The organism is Microbispora sp. H10836, assembly GCF_012999525.1.
Taxonomy (GTDB): Bacteria; Actinomycetota; Actinomycetes; order Streptosporangiales; family Streptosporangiaceae; genus Microbispora.
In genome coordinates, this window is sequence record NZ_JABBWU010000031.1 from 40,495 (window position 1) to 56,144 (window position 15,650).

General features: G+C 67.7%; 16 protein-coding genes. 5 read left to right on the top strand and 11 right to left on the bottom strand.

Annotation, left to right across the window (positions count from 1 at the left end; translation table 11 throughout):
* Window positions 1–7: 7 nt before the first annotated feature.
* The 10 genes from HHX30_RS37120 to HHX30_RS37165 form a co-directional block, all read right to left on the bottom strand.
* Window positions 8–856, bottom strand: a complete 849-nt coding sequence (locus tag HHX30_RS37120) for a cyclase family protein (protein ID WP_169988486.1) — start codon at window positions 854–856, stop codon at window positions 8–10.
* 38 nt (window positions 857–894) lie between these two features.
* Window positions 895–1,686 (bottom strand): enoyl-CoA hydratase/isomerase family protein, encoded by a 792-nt coding sequence (locus HHX30_RS37125; RefSeq protein WP_169988488.1) that lies wholly within the window; start codon window positions 1,684–1,686, stop codon window positions 895–897.
* Window positions 1,683–2,621, bottom strand: a complete 939-nt coding sequence (locus HHX30_RS37130; protein WP_169988490.1) for an OB-fold nucleic acid binding domain-containing protein — start codon at window positions 2,619–2,621, stop codon at window positions 1,683–1,685. Before HHX30_RS37130 ends, HHX30_RS37125 begins: the two co-directional genes overlap by 4 nt.
* Before the next feature lie 10 nt (window positions 2,622–2,631).
* The gene (locus HHX30_RS37135; protein WP_169988492.1) at window positions 2,632–3,786 is read right to left on the bottom strand and encodes a thiolase C-terminal domain-containing protein; all 1,155 of its coding nucleotides are present in this window, start codon (window positions 3,784–3,786) and stop codon (window positions 2,632–2,634) included.
* Window positions 3,783–4,886 carry a thiolase C-terminal domain-containing protein gene (locus HHX30_RS37140; protein ID WP_211593292.1) on the bottom strand — a complete coding sequence of 368 codons (1,104 nt, stop codon included), beginning with the start codon at window positions 4,884–4,886 and terminating at the stop codon, window positions 3,783–3,785. Before HHX30_RS37140 ends, HHX30_RS37135 begins: the two co-directional genes overlap by 4 nt.
* An 832-nt stretch (window positions 4,887–5,718) precedes the next feature.
* On the bottom strand, window positions 5,719–6,333 hold the full coding sequence (locus HHX30_RS37145) for a TetR/AcrR family transcriptional regulator (protein ID WP_169988495.1): 615 nt from the start codon (window positions 6,331–6,333) through the stop codon (window positions 5,719–5,721).
* 302 nt (window positions 6,334–6,635) lie between these two features.
* Entirely contained in the window at window positions 6,636–7,685 is a 1,050-nt protein-coding gene (locus tag HHX30_RS37150) for an LLM class flavin-dependent oxidoreductase (RefSeq protein WP_169988497.1), read from the bottom strand.
* A gap of 76 nt (window positions 7,686–7,761) precedes the next feature.
* The gene (locus tag HHX30_RS37155) at window positions 7,762–8,952 is read right to left on the bottom strand and encodes a substrate-binding domain-containing protein (RefSeq protein ID WP_169988498.1); all 1,191 of its coding nucleotides are present in this window, start codon (window positions 8,950–8,952) and stop codon (window positions 7,762–7,764) included.
* Window positions 8,953–9,070: 118 nt separating this feature from the next.
* Window positions 9,071–10,153 (bottom strand): ABC transporter permease, encoded by a 1,083-nt coding sequence (locus HHX30_RS37160; RefSeq protein ID WP_169988500.1) that lies wholly within the window; start codon window positions 10,151–10,153, stop codon window positions 9,071–9,073.
* Window positions 10,154–10,232: 79 nt separating this feature from the next.
* A complete protein-coding gene (locus tag HHX30_RS37165; RefSeq protein WP_169988502.1) occupies window positions 10,233–11,801 on the bottom strand; it encodes a sugar ABC transporter ATP-binding protein in 1,569 nt (522 codons plus the stop codon).
* 86 nt (window positions 11,802–11,887) lie between these two features.
* On the opposite strand from HHX30_RS37165, the gene HHX30_RS37170 reads away from it, so the two are divergent.
* A complete protein-coding gene (locus HHX30_RS37170) occupies window positions 11,888–12,391 on the top strand; it encodes a nuclear transport factor 2 family protein (protein WP_211593294.1) in 504 nt (167 codons plus the stop codon).
* Window positions 12,392–12,576: 185 nt separating this feature from the next.
* Here HHX30_RS37170 and HHX30_RS37175 read toward each other — a convergent pair whose 3' ends face one another.
* Window positions 12,577–13,428, bottom strand: a complete 852-nt coding sequence (locus tag HHX30_RS37175; RefSeq protein WP_169988506.1) for an SDR family NAD(P)-dependent oxidoreductase — start codon at window positions 13,426–13,428, stop codon at window positions 12,577–12,579.
* A gap of 267 nt (window positions 13,429–13,695) precedes the next feature.
* Here HHX30_RS37175 and HHX30_RS41030 point away from each other — a divergent pair, with 267 nt between their 5' ends.
* The 4 genes from HHX30_RS41030 (at window position 13,696) to HHX30_RS37190 (ending at window position 15,431) form a co-directional block, all read left to right on the top strand.
* Window positions 13,696–13,914, top strand: a complete 219-nt coding sequence (locus HHX30_RS41030; protein ID WP_211593296.1) for a hypothetical protein — start codon at window positions 13,696–13,698, stop codon at window positions 13,912–13,914.
* A gap of 17 nt (window positions 13,915–13,931) precedes the next feature.
* On the top strand, window positions 13,932–14,156 hold the full coding sequence (locus HHX30_RS41035; protein ID WP_311923015.1) for a biotin transporter BioY: 225 nt from the start codon (window positions 13,932–13,934) through the stop codon (window positions 14,154–14,156).
* A 129-nt stretch (window positions 14,157–14,285) separates the two neighbouring features.
* Complete coding sequence (locus tag HHX30_RS37185) at window positions 14,286–14,828, top strand: energy-coupling factor ABC transporter ATP-binding protein (protein ID WP_249350858.1); 543 nt, start codon at window positions 14,286–14,288, stop codon at window positions 14,826–14,828.
* Window positions 14,829–15,020: 192 nt separating this feature from the next.
* Window positions 15,021–15,431, top strand: coding sequence for an energy-coupling factor transporter transmembrane component T (locus HHX30_RS37190; protein WP_211593300.1), 411 nt, complete (start codon window positions 15,021–15,023; stop codon window positions 15,429–15,431).
* Window positions 15,432–15,650: the final 219 nt, after the last annotated feature.

The following is a 15,650-nucleotide window of genomic DNA, read 5'->3' on the forward strand; positions in this document are numbered from 1 at the left end:
TATTTCCTCAATCTCCCTGGTGCTGCGGCGCGATCGCGATCGGGCGCAGCGGTGACCCGGTGCCGCCGCGGATGCGCAGCGGCAGGCCCACGAACGTGAAGTCGTAGACGCGGTGCTCGGCGAGCGTCTCGAGGTTCATGCACTCGAGGATGTAGATCCCCTTCTCCACGAGATTGTGCTCGTGGACCGACAGGGCCACCTTGGCGATGTCGGGCTTGTGCTCGTAGTTCACCGTGTCCGAGCCGGTGGCGACGATCCCCCGCGCGGACAGCCACTCGGCGCCCTCGCGCTTCATGCCCGGCAGCCCCGTCTTCAGGCCGAGGTAGCGATCGCTGTCCCCCCAGTAGCGCATCCAGCCGGTGCGGACCAGCACCACCGATCCCGGCGTCGGCTCGGGGTGCTCGCCGAACCACTTCTCGAGCTCCGCCACGCCGACCCCGTCCGCGGGGGTGAGGTCACGCCCGAACAGCTCGACGGCGTCGATCAGGTGACCTTGGCCGATGAGCGGGGGGCACTCCTCGGTGCTGCCGACCTGGATGCCCTCAGTGGGCGACTGGGTCTCCATGACCGGTCGGCCACCGTGAACCAGGCCGTCCTTGGCGATGTGCCCCAGGGAGTCCACATGCGTGCCGACATGCGCTCCCATCGTGATCATCTCCATCGCCGAGGAGATCCCGTTCGGGTACATCCCCTCCCCGTGCCGCTTCGCGAGCACGAAGCCGTACGGCGGATGGTACGGATGCTTCGGCATCCCCGGCTCGAGCGCCACCGCGAGGTCGAAAACCCTCACCTCAGGCGCCACCGGCCAGGGCACCGTCAGGTCGGCGAACCCGCCCGACCAACCAGTCATGTTCATCTCTCCCCTGCGGCCCGGGCTCCCAGACCGGTTGTGTCCTAGCGTCCTTGGAAGACCGGCTGCCGCCGCTCCTGGAATGCGCGGATGCCCTCCGCGTGATCGCTCGTCGCCCGCGTGACGGCCTGCGAGTAGGCCTCGATCTCGGCCAGTTCCTCGAAGCCCACATGCGTGGACAGCTCCAACATGCGCTTCATCAGCCCGAAGGCTACCGTCGCTCCCGACGCGAGCTCCCGGGCCCGCTCACGGGCGACCTTCAACAGCTCCTCGCCCGGCACCGCCTGGCTCGCCATGCCCATGGCGACGGCCTCCTCACCGGTGAACCGGCGCCCGCTGAACAGCAGCTCCTTGGTGCGCGCCATGCCGACCAGCCGGGGCAGAAAGTAGGTGATCCCACAGTCCGGTGTGAGCCCGCGCAGGACGTAGCCCAGCGACATCGGCGCCTCCGCGGCGGCGATGACGACGTCGCAGGCCAGGGCGAGGCTGACCCCGGCGCCGTGCGCGTGCCCGTTCACCGCGGCGACCACCGGCTTAGGCAGCCGGTGAAGCTGGAGGAACAGCTCGAACAGCAACTTGTGCTGCCGCGCCCGCGCCTCCTCCGGTGTCCGGTTCGGGTCCATCTCCGACAGGTCACCACCGGCGCAGAATGCTCGGCCCTCACCGGTGAGCAGGACGGCGCGGACCGCGGAGTCGTAGGTGATCTCGCGTAGCGCGGTGGCCAGCCGTTCCTTGAGCTCGAGGTTCAGCGAGTTCAGGGCGTCGGGACGGGCCAGGGTGAGCTCCAGGAGACCGTCCTGGAGCTGCACCCGCAGCACGTCCGAAACGCCTGTCACAAGTCCTCGCCGTCGATGAGCTCGAAGTACTCGATGTCGGCGAGGCTACCGGTGCGCCGCTCGCTCCAGACCGGGCGGACCCGGCTGCCGGGGCGTACCGCGGTCCGCGCCTCCTCGGCGTCGACGCCGCCGACCATGTGGATCAGCCTCGTGGACGACCCGTCGAGCACGATCTCGGCGTACACGTAGGGCGGCTTGAGCCGCTGCCCGACGAACTCGATGTGCACCACCGAGCACGCCTGTACGGTGCCGGTGCCCGGGACATCCACCCACTGGGCGGTCGGCGCGAAGCACACGTCGCAGACGGCCCGCGGCGGGAGGAGGACGCGAGCGCACTCGGTGCACCGCACGCCGCGCAGCCGCCGGTTGTGCTTCACCGCGTCGAACAGGGTGCCGTAGTAGGGGCCGTACGCGTGCCGGTAGTCCAGGGTCATCGTGTAGTCGACCTGCTGGACCGGCTCGGCCGGCTCCTCAGCGGACAGTCCGCTGGCGCTGACGTCGTCCTGGCCCAGCGGTCCGAACCCCTCCAGATCGAGGACGGAGCCGGTCGGGCTGTCCGCCCAGATGGCCTGAACCCGCGCCCCGACGCTCGGGCCCTCGTCACCGAAGCGCACAAGGCGGTGGAGGAACGACGTCGCGGAGCCGTCGACGAGCACCAGCCCCAGGGTCCCCTGGTCGGTTGTGGTGAACGCCTGCACGGTGCCCACGGGAGCGACCTCGACGAACCCGTCGGCCGGCTCCCCGGTCCTGCCGTCGAAGTCCTGGGCGGGTACGAGCAGCACCTCACCGTGCCGGGAGCCGACGAGCCGACGACGGCCGAGCTCGGCGAGGAAGACGCCGGTCGCCTGCCCGGGCGTCAGGGTGTAGGGCATCGTGATCTGCGCCGGCATCCAGTCCATGCTGTCGGCACTCGATGGTGTGGCAGTCGTCGTCATCCTGTCCTCTTCATCGCTTCTCGGAACCGACCACGGCCACGCCGCGGAGGTTGGCCCATCCGCCGCCAGCCTGCACCAGCGCGCGCGACGCCCCGGGCACCTGGTGGTCACCGGCCTTGCCGGTCACCTGCATCGCCGCCTCGGCCAGCCGGATCAACGCGGTGGCGCCGATCGGGTTGGCGCCCATGCAACCGCCCGAAGGGTTGACGGGCAGCTCGCCGCCCATCGCCGTGGCGCCGGAACCGACCAACTCGGCGGCACCGCCGTCAGGGCACAGCCCAAGGCCCTCGTAGTAGCTGAGCTCGAAGCAGGTGTAGGGCTCCTGAAGCTCGGCCACGTCGAACTGGCGGAAGGGGTTGGTGATTCCGGCGTCCTTGTAGACCTTCGCAGCCGCGATCTGCAGCGGCTCGGACTGAAGCATCGAGCGGTCGGCGCCGTTGTCGGCCTCCGAGTAGTAGGCCATGCCGTGGATCCACGCCGGCTTGTCGGTGATCGCCAGTGCGTCCTGGTCCGCGGCCAGCACGACAGCGCAGGCTCCGTCGGAGATCGGGGGCACGTCGAGCACCTTGATCGGCCAGCACAGCGGCCGGGAAGACAGCACGTCCTCGACGGTGACCTCCTTCTTCACGTGCGCCTTGGGGTTGGCGAGCGCGTGCCGGCGGTTCTTCACCGCCACCATGGCCGCGGCCTCCTCGGTGTGGCCCAGCCGGTCCATCCGGGCCCGCCAGTACGCGGCCGAGAAGCCCATGATCCCAACCGCGAACTCCCGCCCCCAGAAGGGGTCGTAGAGAGTGGAGATCTGGGCCTGAAGCGGCCCTTCGGACAACTTGTCGTACGCGACGACAAGGACCCGGCGCGCGGCGCCGCCCTTGATCTGGTTGATCGCGGCGAGTGCGCCCGCGAGCCCGGTGCCGCCTCCACTGGTCACCCGCACGACCGGCTTGAAGCGGGCACCGAGCGCGTCGACCAGCCACTTTTCCGGCTGGTTCACCCCACCGAACATTGCCGGTCCGCTGGCCACGATGACACTGTCGATGTCGTCCATGGTCAGCCCGGCGTCGGCGAGCGCCTCGACGGCTGCCTCCCGAGCGAGTCCCGCCTGACTAACGTCCGTACGCCGACGTGCGTGGACGGTCTGTCCTGTTCCGACGATGGCGATGCTCATGACGCGGCCTCCAGGATGACAACGCAGTGGTTCTGCATGGCGAAGCCACCGGTGCCGTGCACGAGCGCGGTGCGCGCCTCCGCGGTTTCGTACCCGGTGCGGCCCGACAGCCGGACGGCCGCCTCATGCAGGCGAACCAGGCCGGTCGCCATGATCACATCAGCGGGGAGGGCACCGCCGGAAGGGTTGACCCGGCCGTCCGCCTCACCCCGGTACAGCTCGATCGCTCGATGCCGGTCGGCCACCCCAAGCGCCTCCAGCACCATCAGTTCACCGACCGTGGAGGTGCCGGACACCTCGAACAGGTCGATATCCGACACGGAAGATACACCTGCCATCCTCATGGCCGAGCCCGCGGCGGCCTCGCAGGCCGGCAGGCTGTGGGGCTCGCGGGCGGCGAAGAAGTGCTGGTCGATGGCGGAGCCCGTGCCGGTGACCCACACCGGGCGCGGGGCGATCTGATCCGCGATCTCGGCGCGGGCCAGGAGGACCGCGACGGCGCCGTCGGCGGGGCGGGCGAGGTCGGAGGCGCGCAGCGGTGTGGCCACCTCGTCATACCAGAAGGAGTCATCGGCGGGGACCCCGTCCAGGTCGACAGTCTGGTTGGCTACCGCCGCTTCCCACGCCCGCCGAGTAACCAGGTGCAGGTCGTCGGCCTTGAGTCCGGCCGCTGCCAGGTACCGCTGGCCATAGAGGCCGGCCGCAGAGAGGTGATCAAGCCCAACCGGACGCTGCAGGAAGGGCTCGACGAGGTTCGCCCAGTAGTCTCGGACGTTGCTCTCGGATGGCTTGGAATAGGCGATCGCAAGGCCTACGTCGGCGGACCCTCCAGCGATCTTATTCACTGCGTATGTCAAGGACCACAGGCCGTCATCCTCGACGCGGGACTCCTCCTTATGGTGAGCGCCCATGGCACCAAGGAATCCGCAGTTGGAGATACTGCGGCCGTCTAGGAAGTCACTGCCCGAGTCGATCACGAAATCGACGTCCTCGATCCGGAGGCCGGTGCCCTTAAGGACCTTGTCCACGGCCTCGGAAATCAGGTCGATGTGCTGACTCCCCGACCAGGCCGACCGCAGTTGCGTCTGTGCGCTGTTCACCACAGCTACACGATTGGCTAGGGTTGGGAACATGGTGGCATTCAACCTTACGTTTGGTAGGTGTTGCAAGACCTGCCGACCGTTTGGTGGTTGTAAGCACCACCGCTCGTGAACCGCCTTCAGGCTCAGTGGACCGCCGGGCTCAACAGTTCGCATGTCAGAGTCGCGGGTATTGACAGTGCGTCGGTACGCCGGTCGCGGTCGCCGTGCCACTGTCGGACGGGCTGCGGGAGCGGATTGAGCCGGTGCTGCTGAAGATGGGGAGGTCACGGTACCCCGGCAGTACCTGGTTGGATGACCGAAAGACCCTGCGTGGCATCCTCTTCATTGCTCTACACCGCGATCCCTGGAGCCGTTCACCGCCTGACTTCGCTGTGTGGCATGAGTGTGTGCAGGGCTATGGGATCTGCTTGATGGACGTGGTCACCTCACGCCTGTCCATCACCTGGATCATGTGGAGAAGTCATGCATCCGATTGAGATGCCCGTGTCCTGGACGGACCTGGGGGACGGAAATCTCCCAGTCGCTCCGATTCACCGTCCTGACCGGCCAGGGCCTGAACTGGAGTGAGGTGCGACGGGAGAATCGGCGAGTTTGCCGCCTGGCTGCGACTCCCACTGGTGGCCGGGATGGGCAGGCGCACGGTGCGACTGCGGTACGGCGAACCGGTGGGGGTAGACGATCCACACGCCCGGCATGGGCGGCGACGAGGACGCGATCTGGTTCACCGGCAGCCCGGCACAGGCCTGGTCTGCGGCCTCTACTGACCAACGCTGACTCCTGATCACGGGCAACCCCCGAGGGACGTCCGGCGCGGACCAGTTAAGAGTCCTCAGCCCTTGGGCGCGATCATCTGCAGCGCCATGGCGGCGTAGCTGCTTGCCACAGTCTCGGCCTTGTCCCGGCCGCGCGGCTTGAACCAGTCAGGCAGAGACGACAAGGCTGACATCACGAAGTAGGCGGCCAAACGGACATCGAGGTCCGCACTAGCCGAACCCTCCTCGACAGCAGCCTGGATGAGGTCACGGAGTACCTGATCGTAGTACTTCCGCTGCTTCGTCATCTCCTCTCGGAGATCACCGGTGGCGTGCCGCCACTCCCGGGCGAACAGGCTGGCCCGCTGCAGATTGGTGAGATACCACATCGCGCTGTCTCGCAGGAACGCGGCGATCCGGTCGATGGCCGGCTCGTTACCGTGCCTGTAGCGCTCGGCAATCTCCCGGACCTCCTCATGAGAGTCTTCGAAGATCTTGCGGAGCAAGGTTTCCTTCGTGTCGACGTAGTAGTAGAGGCTTCCCTTAAGCATGCCTAGCTCGTCGGCGACGTCTTGCATAGATGTCGAGGCGTAGCCCTTCTCGTGGAACAGCTTGATCGCCTTCTCCAGGACCTCGCGGTCCCGGGGGCGACGACCGTCGAGGGGCACCCGAGGTTTCGTCGAGTCACCCACTTGGGTTCGACCACGTCCCGGCCGGGCCGAGCCCCCGTTCCTTGATGGCATGTCTACCTCTTCGTGACACCGGTGAATCCGCTACTATCTGGCCGCGCTACTCCCGTAGCATCCCAACATCATCTCTTGACAAGACGACTTGCGTCCTTGAATTCTACCAACCAATCGGCAGACTGGCAGTCCGGGCCGCAGGATTGACAGCGTCAGCTTCGCGGACATGGCTCCGCACCCACGTGGAGGTCAGTCCTTGGTACCGACTCTCGCCCAGGCGAAAGTCGGCACCGCTCCTCACTGCTTCTCCTTCAGCTGACGTTGCTCCCGCCCGCGGCCGGGTGGGTGGTGTGCTTGACTCGTGGGATCACGTGGTCGTTAAGGTAAGCCAACCGCTCAGTGACCTGGTCGATGGGCTCGCCGGGCATCATCGTGACGAGATTGATGTCGATTGCTCCCTTGTCGACGTCGGCATTGAAGATCTTCACCGCCCCGGGTCCGTCCGTCAGCAGGACGAGCCCGTCGGCTAGCGCCTTCTTGGGGTCGTCGTACGGTTCGGTCAGGGGCGGGGTGCGGCCGACGTAGGCGTCCCGGAGGATGTATTGGTTCAGCAGGTGCATCCAGTGCTGGCCCGCCTGGGCGAAGGCCCGCTCCGGGTCCTCCGCGATGATCGCCCAGTACGTGACGTTGAGCCGCTGCTCGGCCTTGTCCTTGCCGAGGGCGTCACAGGCGTCGAAGTACGCGCGGTGCGTGCCCAGGTCGAACTCGAGGAAGCCGTCGGCAAGCCGGGCGGCGCGCTCGATCGCCTTGGGGGCGAAGCCGCCCATCCAGATCTCCGGGCCGCCTTCACGCACCGGCCCAGGAGTCACCCGGATCTCATCGAAGTCGTAGCGCTTGCCATGGAACTCGAAGGGCTCTCCAGCGAAGGCTTTACGGAGGATGGCGATGCCCTCCTCGGTGCGGCTGACCCTCTCTTGCAACCGCTGCCCCAGCCCGTTGAACTCCTGGTGGTAGTACCCCATCCCGAGTCCCAGGCGTAGCCGGCCACCAGACAGCGCATCGACGACGAGGGCGTCCTCGGCAAGCCGCACCGCGTTGTGCAGCGGCAGCTGGATGAGGTTCGTACCGATCCTGACCCGCTTGGTGCGAGCCGCGATCGCGCCGCACATCACCATTGTGGAAGGGATGTAGCCGTCGTCGTAGAAGTGGTGCTCGGTGACGTAGACGCCGTCGATGGCGGTCTCGCGGTCGATCCACTCGATCTGCTCGAGGATCGCGTCGTACCGCTGCTTCCACGGCTGCCGCCACTCGTCGGGGTTGCCGAACGTGTTGATCAGTCCGAAGGTCACGGGCATGCCCATGGTCGTCTCCTTTCTCTCAGGTGGAAGTCCTGGAAGGGCGCCTCGCGAGTGTCGACGCCCTTCCAGGACCGGGTGATCACTGACCGGACCAGAGCTTCTCGTACGCCGATTTCCAGTCGATGGCGCTCGCGTAGTCCGACCCCGCCTTCTCGGGCAGGTTGTGCTGGGCGTCGACCACCACGGAGCCGACCCCCTGGGGAACGGTGTCCTCGCCGTTCAGTGCGCGGTTGATGTTGTCCATGGCGGCGTACCCGATCCACTTGACATCGTGGGCGCCGGTCACGGCGTCGAGCTTGCCCTCCCGCACCAGGTCCATGCCGACGGCGCCGCCGACACCGCCAGCCGTCACCATGTCGAGACCGCTGTCCTTGACCGCCTGGACACCTCCGGAGAAGGACAGGAGCGCGTCAGCCCAGAGGTAGGTCGCATTGGCCGTCGGGTTCTTGGCGAGTGCGGTGCGGAACTGCTGGATCCATGCACCGTTAGGGCCGTAATCCGGCGATCCGTGCTCGACCGTGTCGACGATCTCGCAGCCCTTGCAATTGCCGAGCTCCTGGATGAAGGCGTCGGAGACGACCTTCTGCAGCGGCTCGACACCGGCGTTGTGGATCACCTTCGCCTTTCCGCCAGTGGCGCCAGCAAGGTACTTCGCCCCGAGCACGCCCCAGGACCTGAAGTAGTCGATGACCGTGGGAGCCGAGTCCGAATACTTCATCTTCACGGAGAACAGCGACTGACCACCGCCGGGCTCGTCTGAGCAGTCCAGCCCCTCGACACCCATGACGAGGACGCCGGCGTCCCGGGCCTCGGTGAGCGGCTGCTGGACGGTGGAACACGACATTCCGTGCAGGATAATCGCATCCGGGCCGGCCGCCAGCGCGGTGCGGATGGCGGCGGCGTTGCCGCCGCCCACGTTCAGCTTGCCGTCGGCGATGTTGAACTTGATGCCCATCGTCTTGGCGGCTTCGCCGGCAGCGGCGGCAGGCACGGAGCAGTCCGGGATCGACTCACCACACGAAATCCACCAGACCGACTTCCCCTTGGCCGGCGCCGGCCCCTTCGTCGGGACCCCACTCTCGTAGCCCTTGGCCAGTTCCTCCATGAAGGCGCCGGCGGCGGTGGGACGCGAGGCGGAAGATCTCGTCTCCGAGGCGTCACCGCCCTTGTTGTCGTCCGCCGTGCTGGCACACGAGGTGACCAGCCCGACGGCGAGGAGCGCGACGGCTGCGCGCAGCGTCATCGTGACGCGCGTTGAGTTGTGCTTCATCTCGATTCTCTTCTCGTCGTCGGACCTCGTCTGCGTCGACGTATGGCGGTCCTGGCGTGGATACCTCTCAAGCCCGTCCGGGCCGACTCCTTGGTGTCGGTGCCGCAGCACGCGGGGCTCAGACTCGTGTCGCACGCGGCGGTGGGGCCGCGGCCGCCTCCTCGGCCGCTTGGGCCAGAAGCGCCTTTCGTGCCTGCGCCTCCCTTCGCCGGCCCATGAGGGTCGAGACGCCGACCGCGAGGACCAGAGCGGTGCCGTTGAACACCGGCGAGACCCATGACGCGGCGCCGAGGAAGGTGAAGCCGTTGATCGCGACGGCCACCAGGAAAATCCCGAACAGCGTGCCCCAGACGTTGTAGCGACCGGGACGGATCGCGGTGGCTCCCAGAAAGACCGCCGCGAGCGCGGGGAAGAGGAAGGCGGGCCCCGCCGTCGGGTCGGCGCCGCCCTGACGCGAGGTCAGCAGCCCGCCGGCGATGCTCGCCACGAACGCCGAGCCGAGGAAGCTGCAGGCGACGTAGCGGTCGACGGAGATACCGACCAGCCGTGCCGCGGACTCGTTGGACCCAATGGCCTCGAGTTGGCGGCCGAACGGCGTGTGCATAAGCACGTACCAGATGACCAGGGCCACTGCGATGAGCAGCCAGAAGGGCCTGGGAATCCCCAGCCACTTCATCGAGCCCCAGTTGCCGAACACCGATGGCACGCCCAAGATGGTGGTGCCCTTGGTGTAGTACTGCAGCAGGCCGCCGATGAGCGTATAGGTGCCCAGGGTGGCGATGAAACCGTTGAGCTTGAGCCCGGCGACGAGGATCGCGTTGACCAGGCCAGCTGCCAGACCGACGACCAGGGCGGCGAGCAGCCCTACCCAGACCTGCTGGCCGTACGTCGCCATCACCGAGGCTGCGGTCACATTAGCCAGCCCCGCGATCGCCGCCACCGACAAGTCGAAGTAGCCGGCCACCAGGGGGATCACCATCGCCAACGCAACCAGCGCGGTGACCGACTGGTTTCCGAGCAGGTTCGACACGTTGGGGGCGGAGCGGAACGGCTCCGCCGAATCGGGGTGCACGAAGAAGAACCCGATGAGCAGGACCAGGAAGACCGGAAGCCCTGCCCTCTCGAAGACGTCGACAACACCGAAGCGCATCCGCTGCGATGGCCTCTCGACCTGTTGCGCCCCCGCATTGGTTTCGGACATCGGTCCTTCTCTCCACTTTTCTGTGCTGGATTCGGCGCTGCCCTGGCTGTAGGCCACAGGCTCGGCCCTGGGGTCTCGTTCAGGACCCATCGGCGTAGCTAAGTTCCGCGAGCCGGTGGGCGGTGAGGTCCCGCCCTGACACCTCGGCGACGATCCGGCCGTGTCGCAGGACCAGCGCCCGGTCCACGACCTGGGCGAGTTCCTCCAGGTCGGATACGACGACGATGGCGACCGCGCCAGCGCGGGTGGCTCGCCGGATGAGCTTGTAGATGTCGTCGCGGGCGCCGACATCTACACCCTGGGTGGGCTCGTCCAGGAGCATCACCCGCGGCTCTCGTCGGAGCCAGCGGGCCATGATGACCTTTTGCTGATTGCCGCCGGAGAGCCGGCCGATCTCCACTCTGCCTGAGGAGGTCTTGACGCCGAACGCCTCGATGAGGCCGCCGGTGTCCTGACGAATGGCCCGGTTGGCGATCCTGCCACGGCGCCAGTAGCGGCCGATGACGCTGACCGACATGTTCGTGTCCACCGACTGGTCCATGAAGGCGGCGTCGCTGACCCGGTTCTCGGGCACCATGATCACGCCGGCCTCGACGGCGTCACCGGGATGCGTGAAACGGACCGGCCGACCGTCGAGAACGAGCTCGCCGGCCCGCGGCCGGAGGTCGCCGAAGATCGCGCGGAGCAGGCTCGATCGGCCCGAGCCCATGAGCCCGGCGATGCCGACGACCTCTCCGCGGCGTACCGAGAGGGAGACATCCTGGACGGCACCGACCGCGAGGTTGCGGGTCTCGAGCACGACCGGACCCGTCGAGGCGACGTGCTCAGTGCGAGCCGGGGAGGGATGGACCGCCCGCCCGAGCATGAGGGTGATCAGCTTCGGCTCGTCGAGCTCGCCGGCCAGGTGCGTCCCGACCAGCCGCCCGTCTCTGAGGACCGAGACCCGGTCGGCGATGTCGAGCACCTCGTCGAGCCGGTGGCTGACATAGAGGATCGACTGGCCCTGCGCGGCGAGCTGGCGCAGGGCCTTCAACAGGCTCCTGACCTCGTGCACGGGGAGAGCCGCTGTCGGCTCGTCCAGGATCAGCAGCCCCGAGCGGGTCGTCGTGCCCGCACCTCCGCCGTGCAGCGCACGGGCGATCGCCACCTGTGTGCGGGCCGCGAGCGGCAGTTTCGACAGCGGCGTCCTCGGGGTCGCCGGGATCTCGAAGGCGGCGATCGATTCCTCGGCGAGACGGTGCTGCTTCGACCACCGGATCCGCCCGGCGAAGCCGGTTTCGAACCTCGAGTCGATCGCCAGGTTCTCGGCGACGGTGAGCTCGGGGAACACCGCCAGGTCCTGGTGAACGACGCGGATACCGAGGCGGTGGGCCTGGGCGGGGGTCATCTTGTCGGCATCGATCGTCTCGTCGCCGACTACCAGGCTGCCCCCCTCATCAGCACGATGGACACCGCACAGTACCTTGATCATCGTCGACTTGCCGGAGCCGTTGCCGCCGCACAGCGCGTGGATCTCGCCCGGCCGGAAGTCGATGTCGACACCGCGAAGGGCCCGGGCTCCCGCGAAGGTCTTGGCGACGCCGCGGAGGGACACCGCCGGCGCTGCGGCCGTGCCGGTAGCTCGCTGAGCCGCGGTGCTTTGAGTCATCTCCGCCGTCCGCCGATGAATGAGATTTCCGCCATGTTGCGCAAGAGTGAAGCATGCCGACCGTTTGGTTGACAACCATCCGTTTGGTGGAAATTCTGAAAACCCGATCAGAGGTGGAGAACATGGACGACATCGAGCAGATAAAGGCGCTGTGCTTCGGCTACACGTTCTGTCTCGACGAGGGCGACTTCGAGGGCGTGGGCGAGTTCCTGCGCGAGGCAGTGCTGCAACCCGACATGCCCGGCGTCGAGGGCGAGCGGATCAGTGGGCGGGACGCGATCGAGGAGTTCTACCGGGCACAGGTCATCACGTACTCGCGAGGACGCCCGATGACCCGGCATCTGATCACCAATCAGGTGATCACTTTCGAGGGCACGGACGCAGCCAAGTCACGCTGCTACTTCACCGTGCTTCAGCGCCCTCCGGGCGCGGACTACCACATCGTCGTGGGCGGGCAGTATCACGACCGGTTCGTCAGGGAGGACGGCTCCTGGCGGTTCACCGAGAAGCGGATCCAGGTGGACCACCTCAATGACATCCAGAATCACTTCCGCATCACACCGGAGCACGCCACAGGTCCCTCACTCTGACGTGCGAAATCCGCGCTTCGTCAGGTGCTCCCACCTGACGAAGCGACGCACGCGGCCAGCTCCGGAACCGTGGAGCCCCTCCGCTCGGGCGATATGGGCGAAGACGTCGAGCCGCCCCGTCTCGGCTCGCCTTCCTTGCCGGGGCTTCGCCCCTTCTGACCTCCATAGCACTCTGAAGACGAGCGTCAGTGCATCTCCTGTCCGCCCGTGGTGTTGATCGCCTCGCCGGTAATGTAGCCGCCGGCCTCCGAGGCCAGGAACGCGACCAGGTCCGCGACGTCGTCCGGCGTCTGCAGCCGGCCCAGCGGGATCTGCGCGATCGTGTCCTGGCGAACCTGCTCCGGCGTCGTGCCGTACATCCGCGCGTACATCTGCCAGATCCCGTCCGGCGAGTTCGACAGCTCGGTGTCCACAGTCCCGGGGCACACGGCGTTGACGGTGATCCCGTGCCTGCCGAGTTCCTTGGCGGCCACCTGGGTCAGCCCGATCACACCGAACTTGGAGGCGGAGTACGCCGAGAGCATCGGCCAGCCGCTCTTGCCGGCCTGGCTGGCGGTGTTGATGATCCGGCCCCCTGCGCCCTGCCGGATCATCTGCCGGGCCGCCGCACGGATGCCGTGGAAGGTGCCGATCAGGTTAACGTCGAGGGTCTTGCGGAAGCCCGGGGTGCTGACCTCGACCAGCTCGACACTTTCGATCGCGATCCCCGCATTGTTGACGAAGATGTCGAGCCGCCCGAACTTCGACACCGCGGCCTCGACGAGGGCGTCCACATCGCCGGGGTCGGTGACGTCGCAGGGTACGGCGATCGCCCTACCGCCAGCCGCCTCGATCTCGGCGACCGCCCCGTCCAGCTCGCCGGCCGCCGGCGCCTGGAACGGACCGTCACCGGTGGCACGTGGCCCGAGGTCGGAAACCACGACCACCGCGCCCGCGGCGGCGAGCTGCCGGCAGATCGCACGTCCGATCCCTCCCGGACGGGAGGCGCCGGTCACGACGGCAACCTTGTCGTTCAAGCTGCTCTTGTCGGTGCCCATCGGCCACCCCTTCATTTTCTACCATACGTTTGGTTGACCGAAGCACGATATCCCGGCACCATGGAGCAGGCAAGGTTCTGCCGCGGCCAGGCAGGCAGGCGGCCTCAGGAACGCGCCCGGCGTCCGCACCGTGCCCCACTGGCCCGGTCGGCATCCTCGACATTCGATCCCGGACGGAGACCGGCCGCCCTGCACCTTGTAGCAGTGCACCCAATGCCGGCCGGGGTCCGTGCGCAGTAACTCAGGAGATAGGTAGGTACGGAAATCGTGTCGACCGCGCCGGGCTCTCACGCCTCGTCCATTACCGGCCTTGCTCGCACCATCGTCTTCGCCGCCTTCATCGCGGTGCTGGGGATCTTCCCGGGGATCTACGCGGGCGGCTCCGGGGTGCCCATCGTGCTGCAGAACGTCGGACCGCTCCTGGCTGGCACCGTTCTCGGCGCCCCCTGTCAGCCCTGGTCGCCGGCTCGATCGTGGGGCATCTGAAGGGACCGGGGCTCCCGGTGCTGCTGCTGGCCAACGCGGCCGGGCTGGCCGCCGACTACCTGATCGGCATCCCCTTCCTCGGCGTGTACACCGGCGACCTGTCGGCTGCGGCGGTGCAGTCCCTGGTGTTCCTCCCAGGCGATGCGGTCAAGGTGGTCGCGGCGTCCCTCGTCGCCTCCGTGGTGCATCGCGCCCTCCCGGGCCGGCTTGTGGGATCCGCGATGCGGGAAGCGGAACCGTGATCGAGTTCGAGGACATCGGGCACCGGTACGGCGAGCGGGTCGTTCTGTCCGGGGTGGACCTTCGCCTACCCGAGCGGCGGGTGGCGTTCGTCGGCGCTAACGGCTCCGGCAAGTCCACCCTGGCTCCGCATGATCAACAGTTTGGTGCAGCCGTCCGTGGGCCGAGTGCTGGTCGACGGTCTCGACCCGAGCCGCCAGGGACGTACGGTGCGGCGGCGGGTCGGATTCATCTTCAGCAATCCGGACAGCCAGATCGTGATGCCGACCGCGGGTGAGGACGTGGCGTTCTCCCTGCGGCGCAGCGGCCTGTCCAAGGAGGAGCGCGCCCAGCGGGCGGCCGAGATTCTGGCCGAACACGGGCTCGCCGGCTACGCCGACCATCCCGCGCATCACTTCTCCGGCGGCCAGAAGCAGCTGCTCGCACTGTGCGCGATGCTCGTACTGGAACCGAGGGTGCTCGTGTGCGACGAGCCGACGACACTGCTCGACCTGCGCAACAAGCGGCGATTCGTGGAGCTGCTGACAAGGCTGGAGCAGCAGATCGTGCTGGTGACCCACGACCTCGACCTGCTCGGCGCCTTCGACCGCGTCGTCGTGCTCGACGCGGGCCATGTCGTCGCCGACGACGAGCCGGAACCCGCGCTGCGCCACTATCGAAAGCTCGCCGGATGACGATAAGCGGGTGGTACGAGCCGGGATCGAGCCCGCTGCACCGAATGCCTGCCGGTCGGAAGCTCCTCGCCCTGCTCGGGCTCGCGGCGGCGGTGTTTGTCCTGCGTGTCCCGGGCCTCGCTCGGGGGGATCTGCGCGGCCGTCCTTCTCGGGTACGCGGTGGCGCGGGTCTCCCCCCGGCGTTGCCGGCGGGTGGCCGGCACGCTCGGGATGCTCGTGGTGTTCGTGTTCGCGACGCAGTCGTGGCTGCTCGGCCCCGGCGCGGCACTCGTAGTGTGCCTGCGGATCGTGGCCGCGCTGGCCGCCGCGAACCTGCTCACGATCACCACTCGGGTCGACGACGTGGTGTCGGCGATCGAGCGCGGGCTGCGGCCGCTGCAATGGTTCGGTGTGCGGCCTGATCGGATCGGCTTGCTCGCCGGGCTCACCCTGCGGTCGGTCGCGGCGCTGTCCGTGATCGCCTCCGAGGTGGGTGAAGCCGCGAAGGCGCGTGGCGCACAGCGTTCGGTCACGGCCTTCGTGGTGCCATTCATGATCCGCACCCTGCGCCACGCGGACGAGCTGGGCGAGGCCCTCGCCGCGCGCGGCGAGGGTGACCGCTGACACGTACCCGCACAGCGGATTGTCGCCGCAATTGTCACCGCAGTACCACGAGCACCCGACAAGATGATCTCTGTTTCCGACGGCCGCGGATCCGCTGGGAGGTCCGCACGGACATCCACGAAGCCTTCCCGCGGCTCGGCTGCGCCCTGATCTGCCGACGCCGCCTCAACTCATCGCGTCAGACGGTTTCGCGCCCAGCGACGCCGGAGCCGACCGATC

Excerpts from the sequence above, each read along its gene's own strand:
- HHX30_RS37150 (WP_169988497.1), bottom strand. The coding sequence starts at position 7,685 with ATGGGCATGCCCGTGACCTTCGGACTGATCAACACGTTCGGCAACCCC.
- HHX30_RS37175 (WP_169988506.1), bottom strand. The coding sequence starts at position 13,428 with ATGGGCACCGACAAGAGCAGCTTGAACGACAAGGTTGCCGTCGTGACC.
- HHX30_RS37185 (WP_249350858.1), top strand. The coding sequence starts at position 14,286 with ATGATCAACAGTTTGGTGCAGCCGTCCGTGGGCCGAGTGCTGGTCGAC.
- HHX30_RS37155 (WP_169988498.1), bottom strand. The coding sequence starts at position 8,952 with ATGAAGCACAACTCAACGCGCGTCACGATGACGCTGCGCGCAGCCGTC.
- HHX30_RS37130 (WP_169988490.1), bottom strand. The coding sequence starts at position 2,621 with ATGACGACGACTGCCACACCATCGAGTGCCGACAGCATGGACTGGATG.
- HHX30_RS37165 (WP_169988502.1), bottom strand. The coding sequence starts at position 11,801 with ATGACTCAAAGCACCGCGGCTCAGCGAGCTACCGGCACGGCCGCAGCG.
- HHX30_RS37120 (WP_169988486.1), bottom strand. The coding sequence starts at position 856 with ATGAACATGACTGGTTGGTCGGGCGGGTTCGCCGACCTGACGGTGCCC.
- HHX30_RS37135 (WP_169988492.1), bottom strand. The coding sequence starts at position 3,786 with ATGAGCATCGCCATCGTCGGAACAGGACAGACCGTCCACGCACGTCGG.
- HHX30_RS37160 (WP_169988500.1), bottom strand. The coding sequence starts at position 10,153 with ATGTCCGAAACCAATGCGGGGGCGCAACAGGTCGAGAGGCCATCGCAG.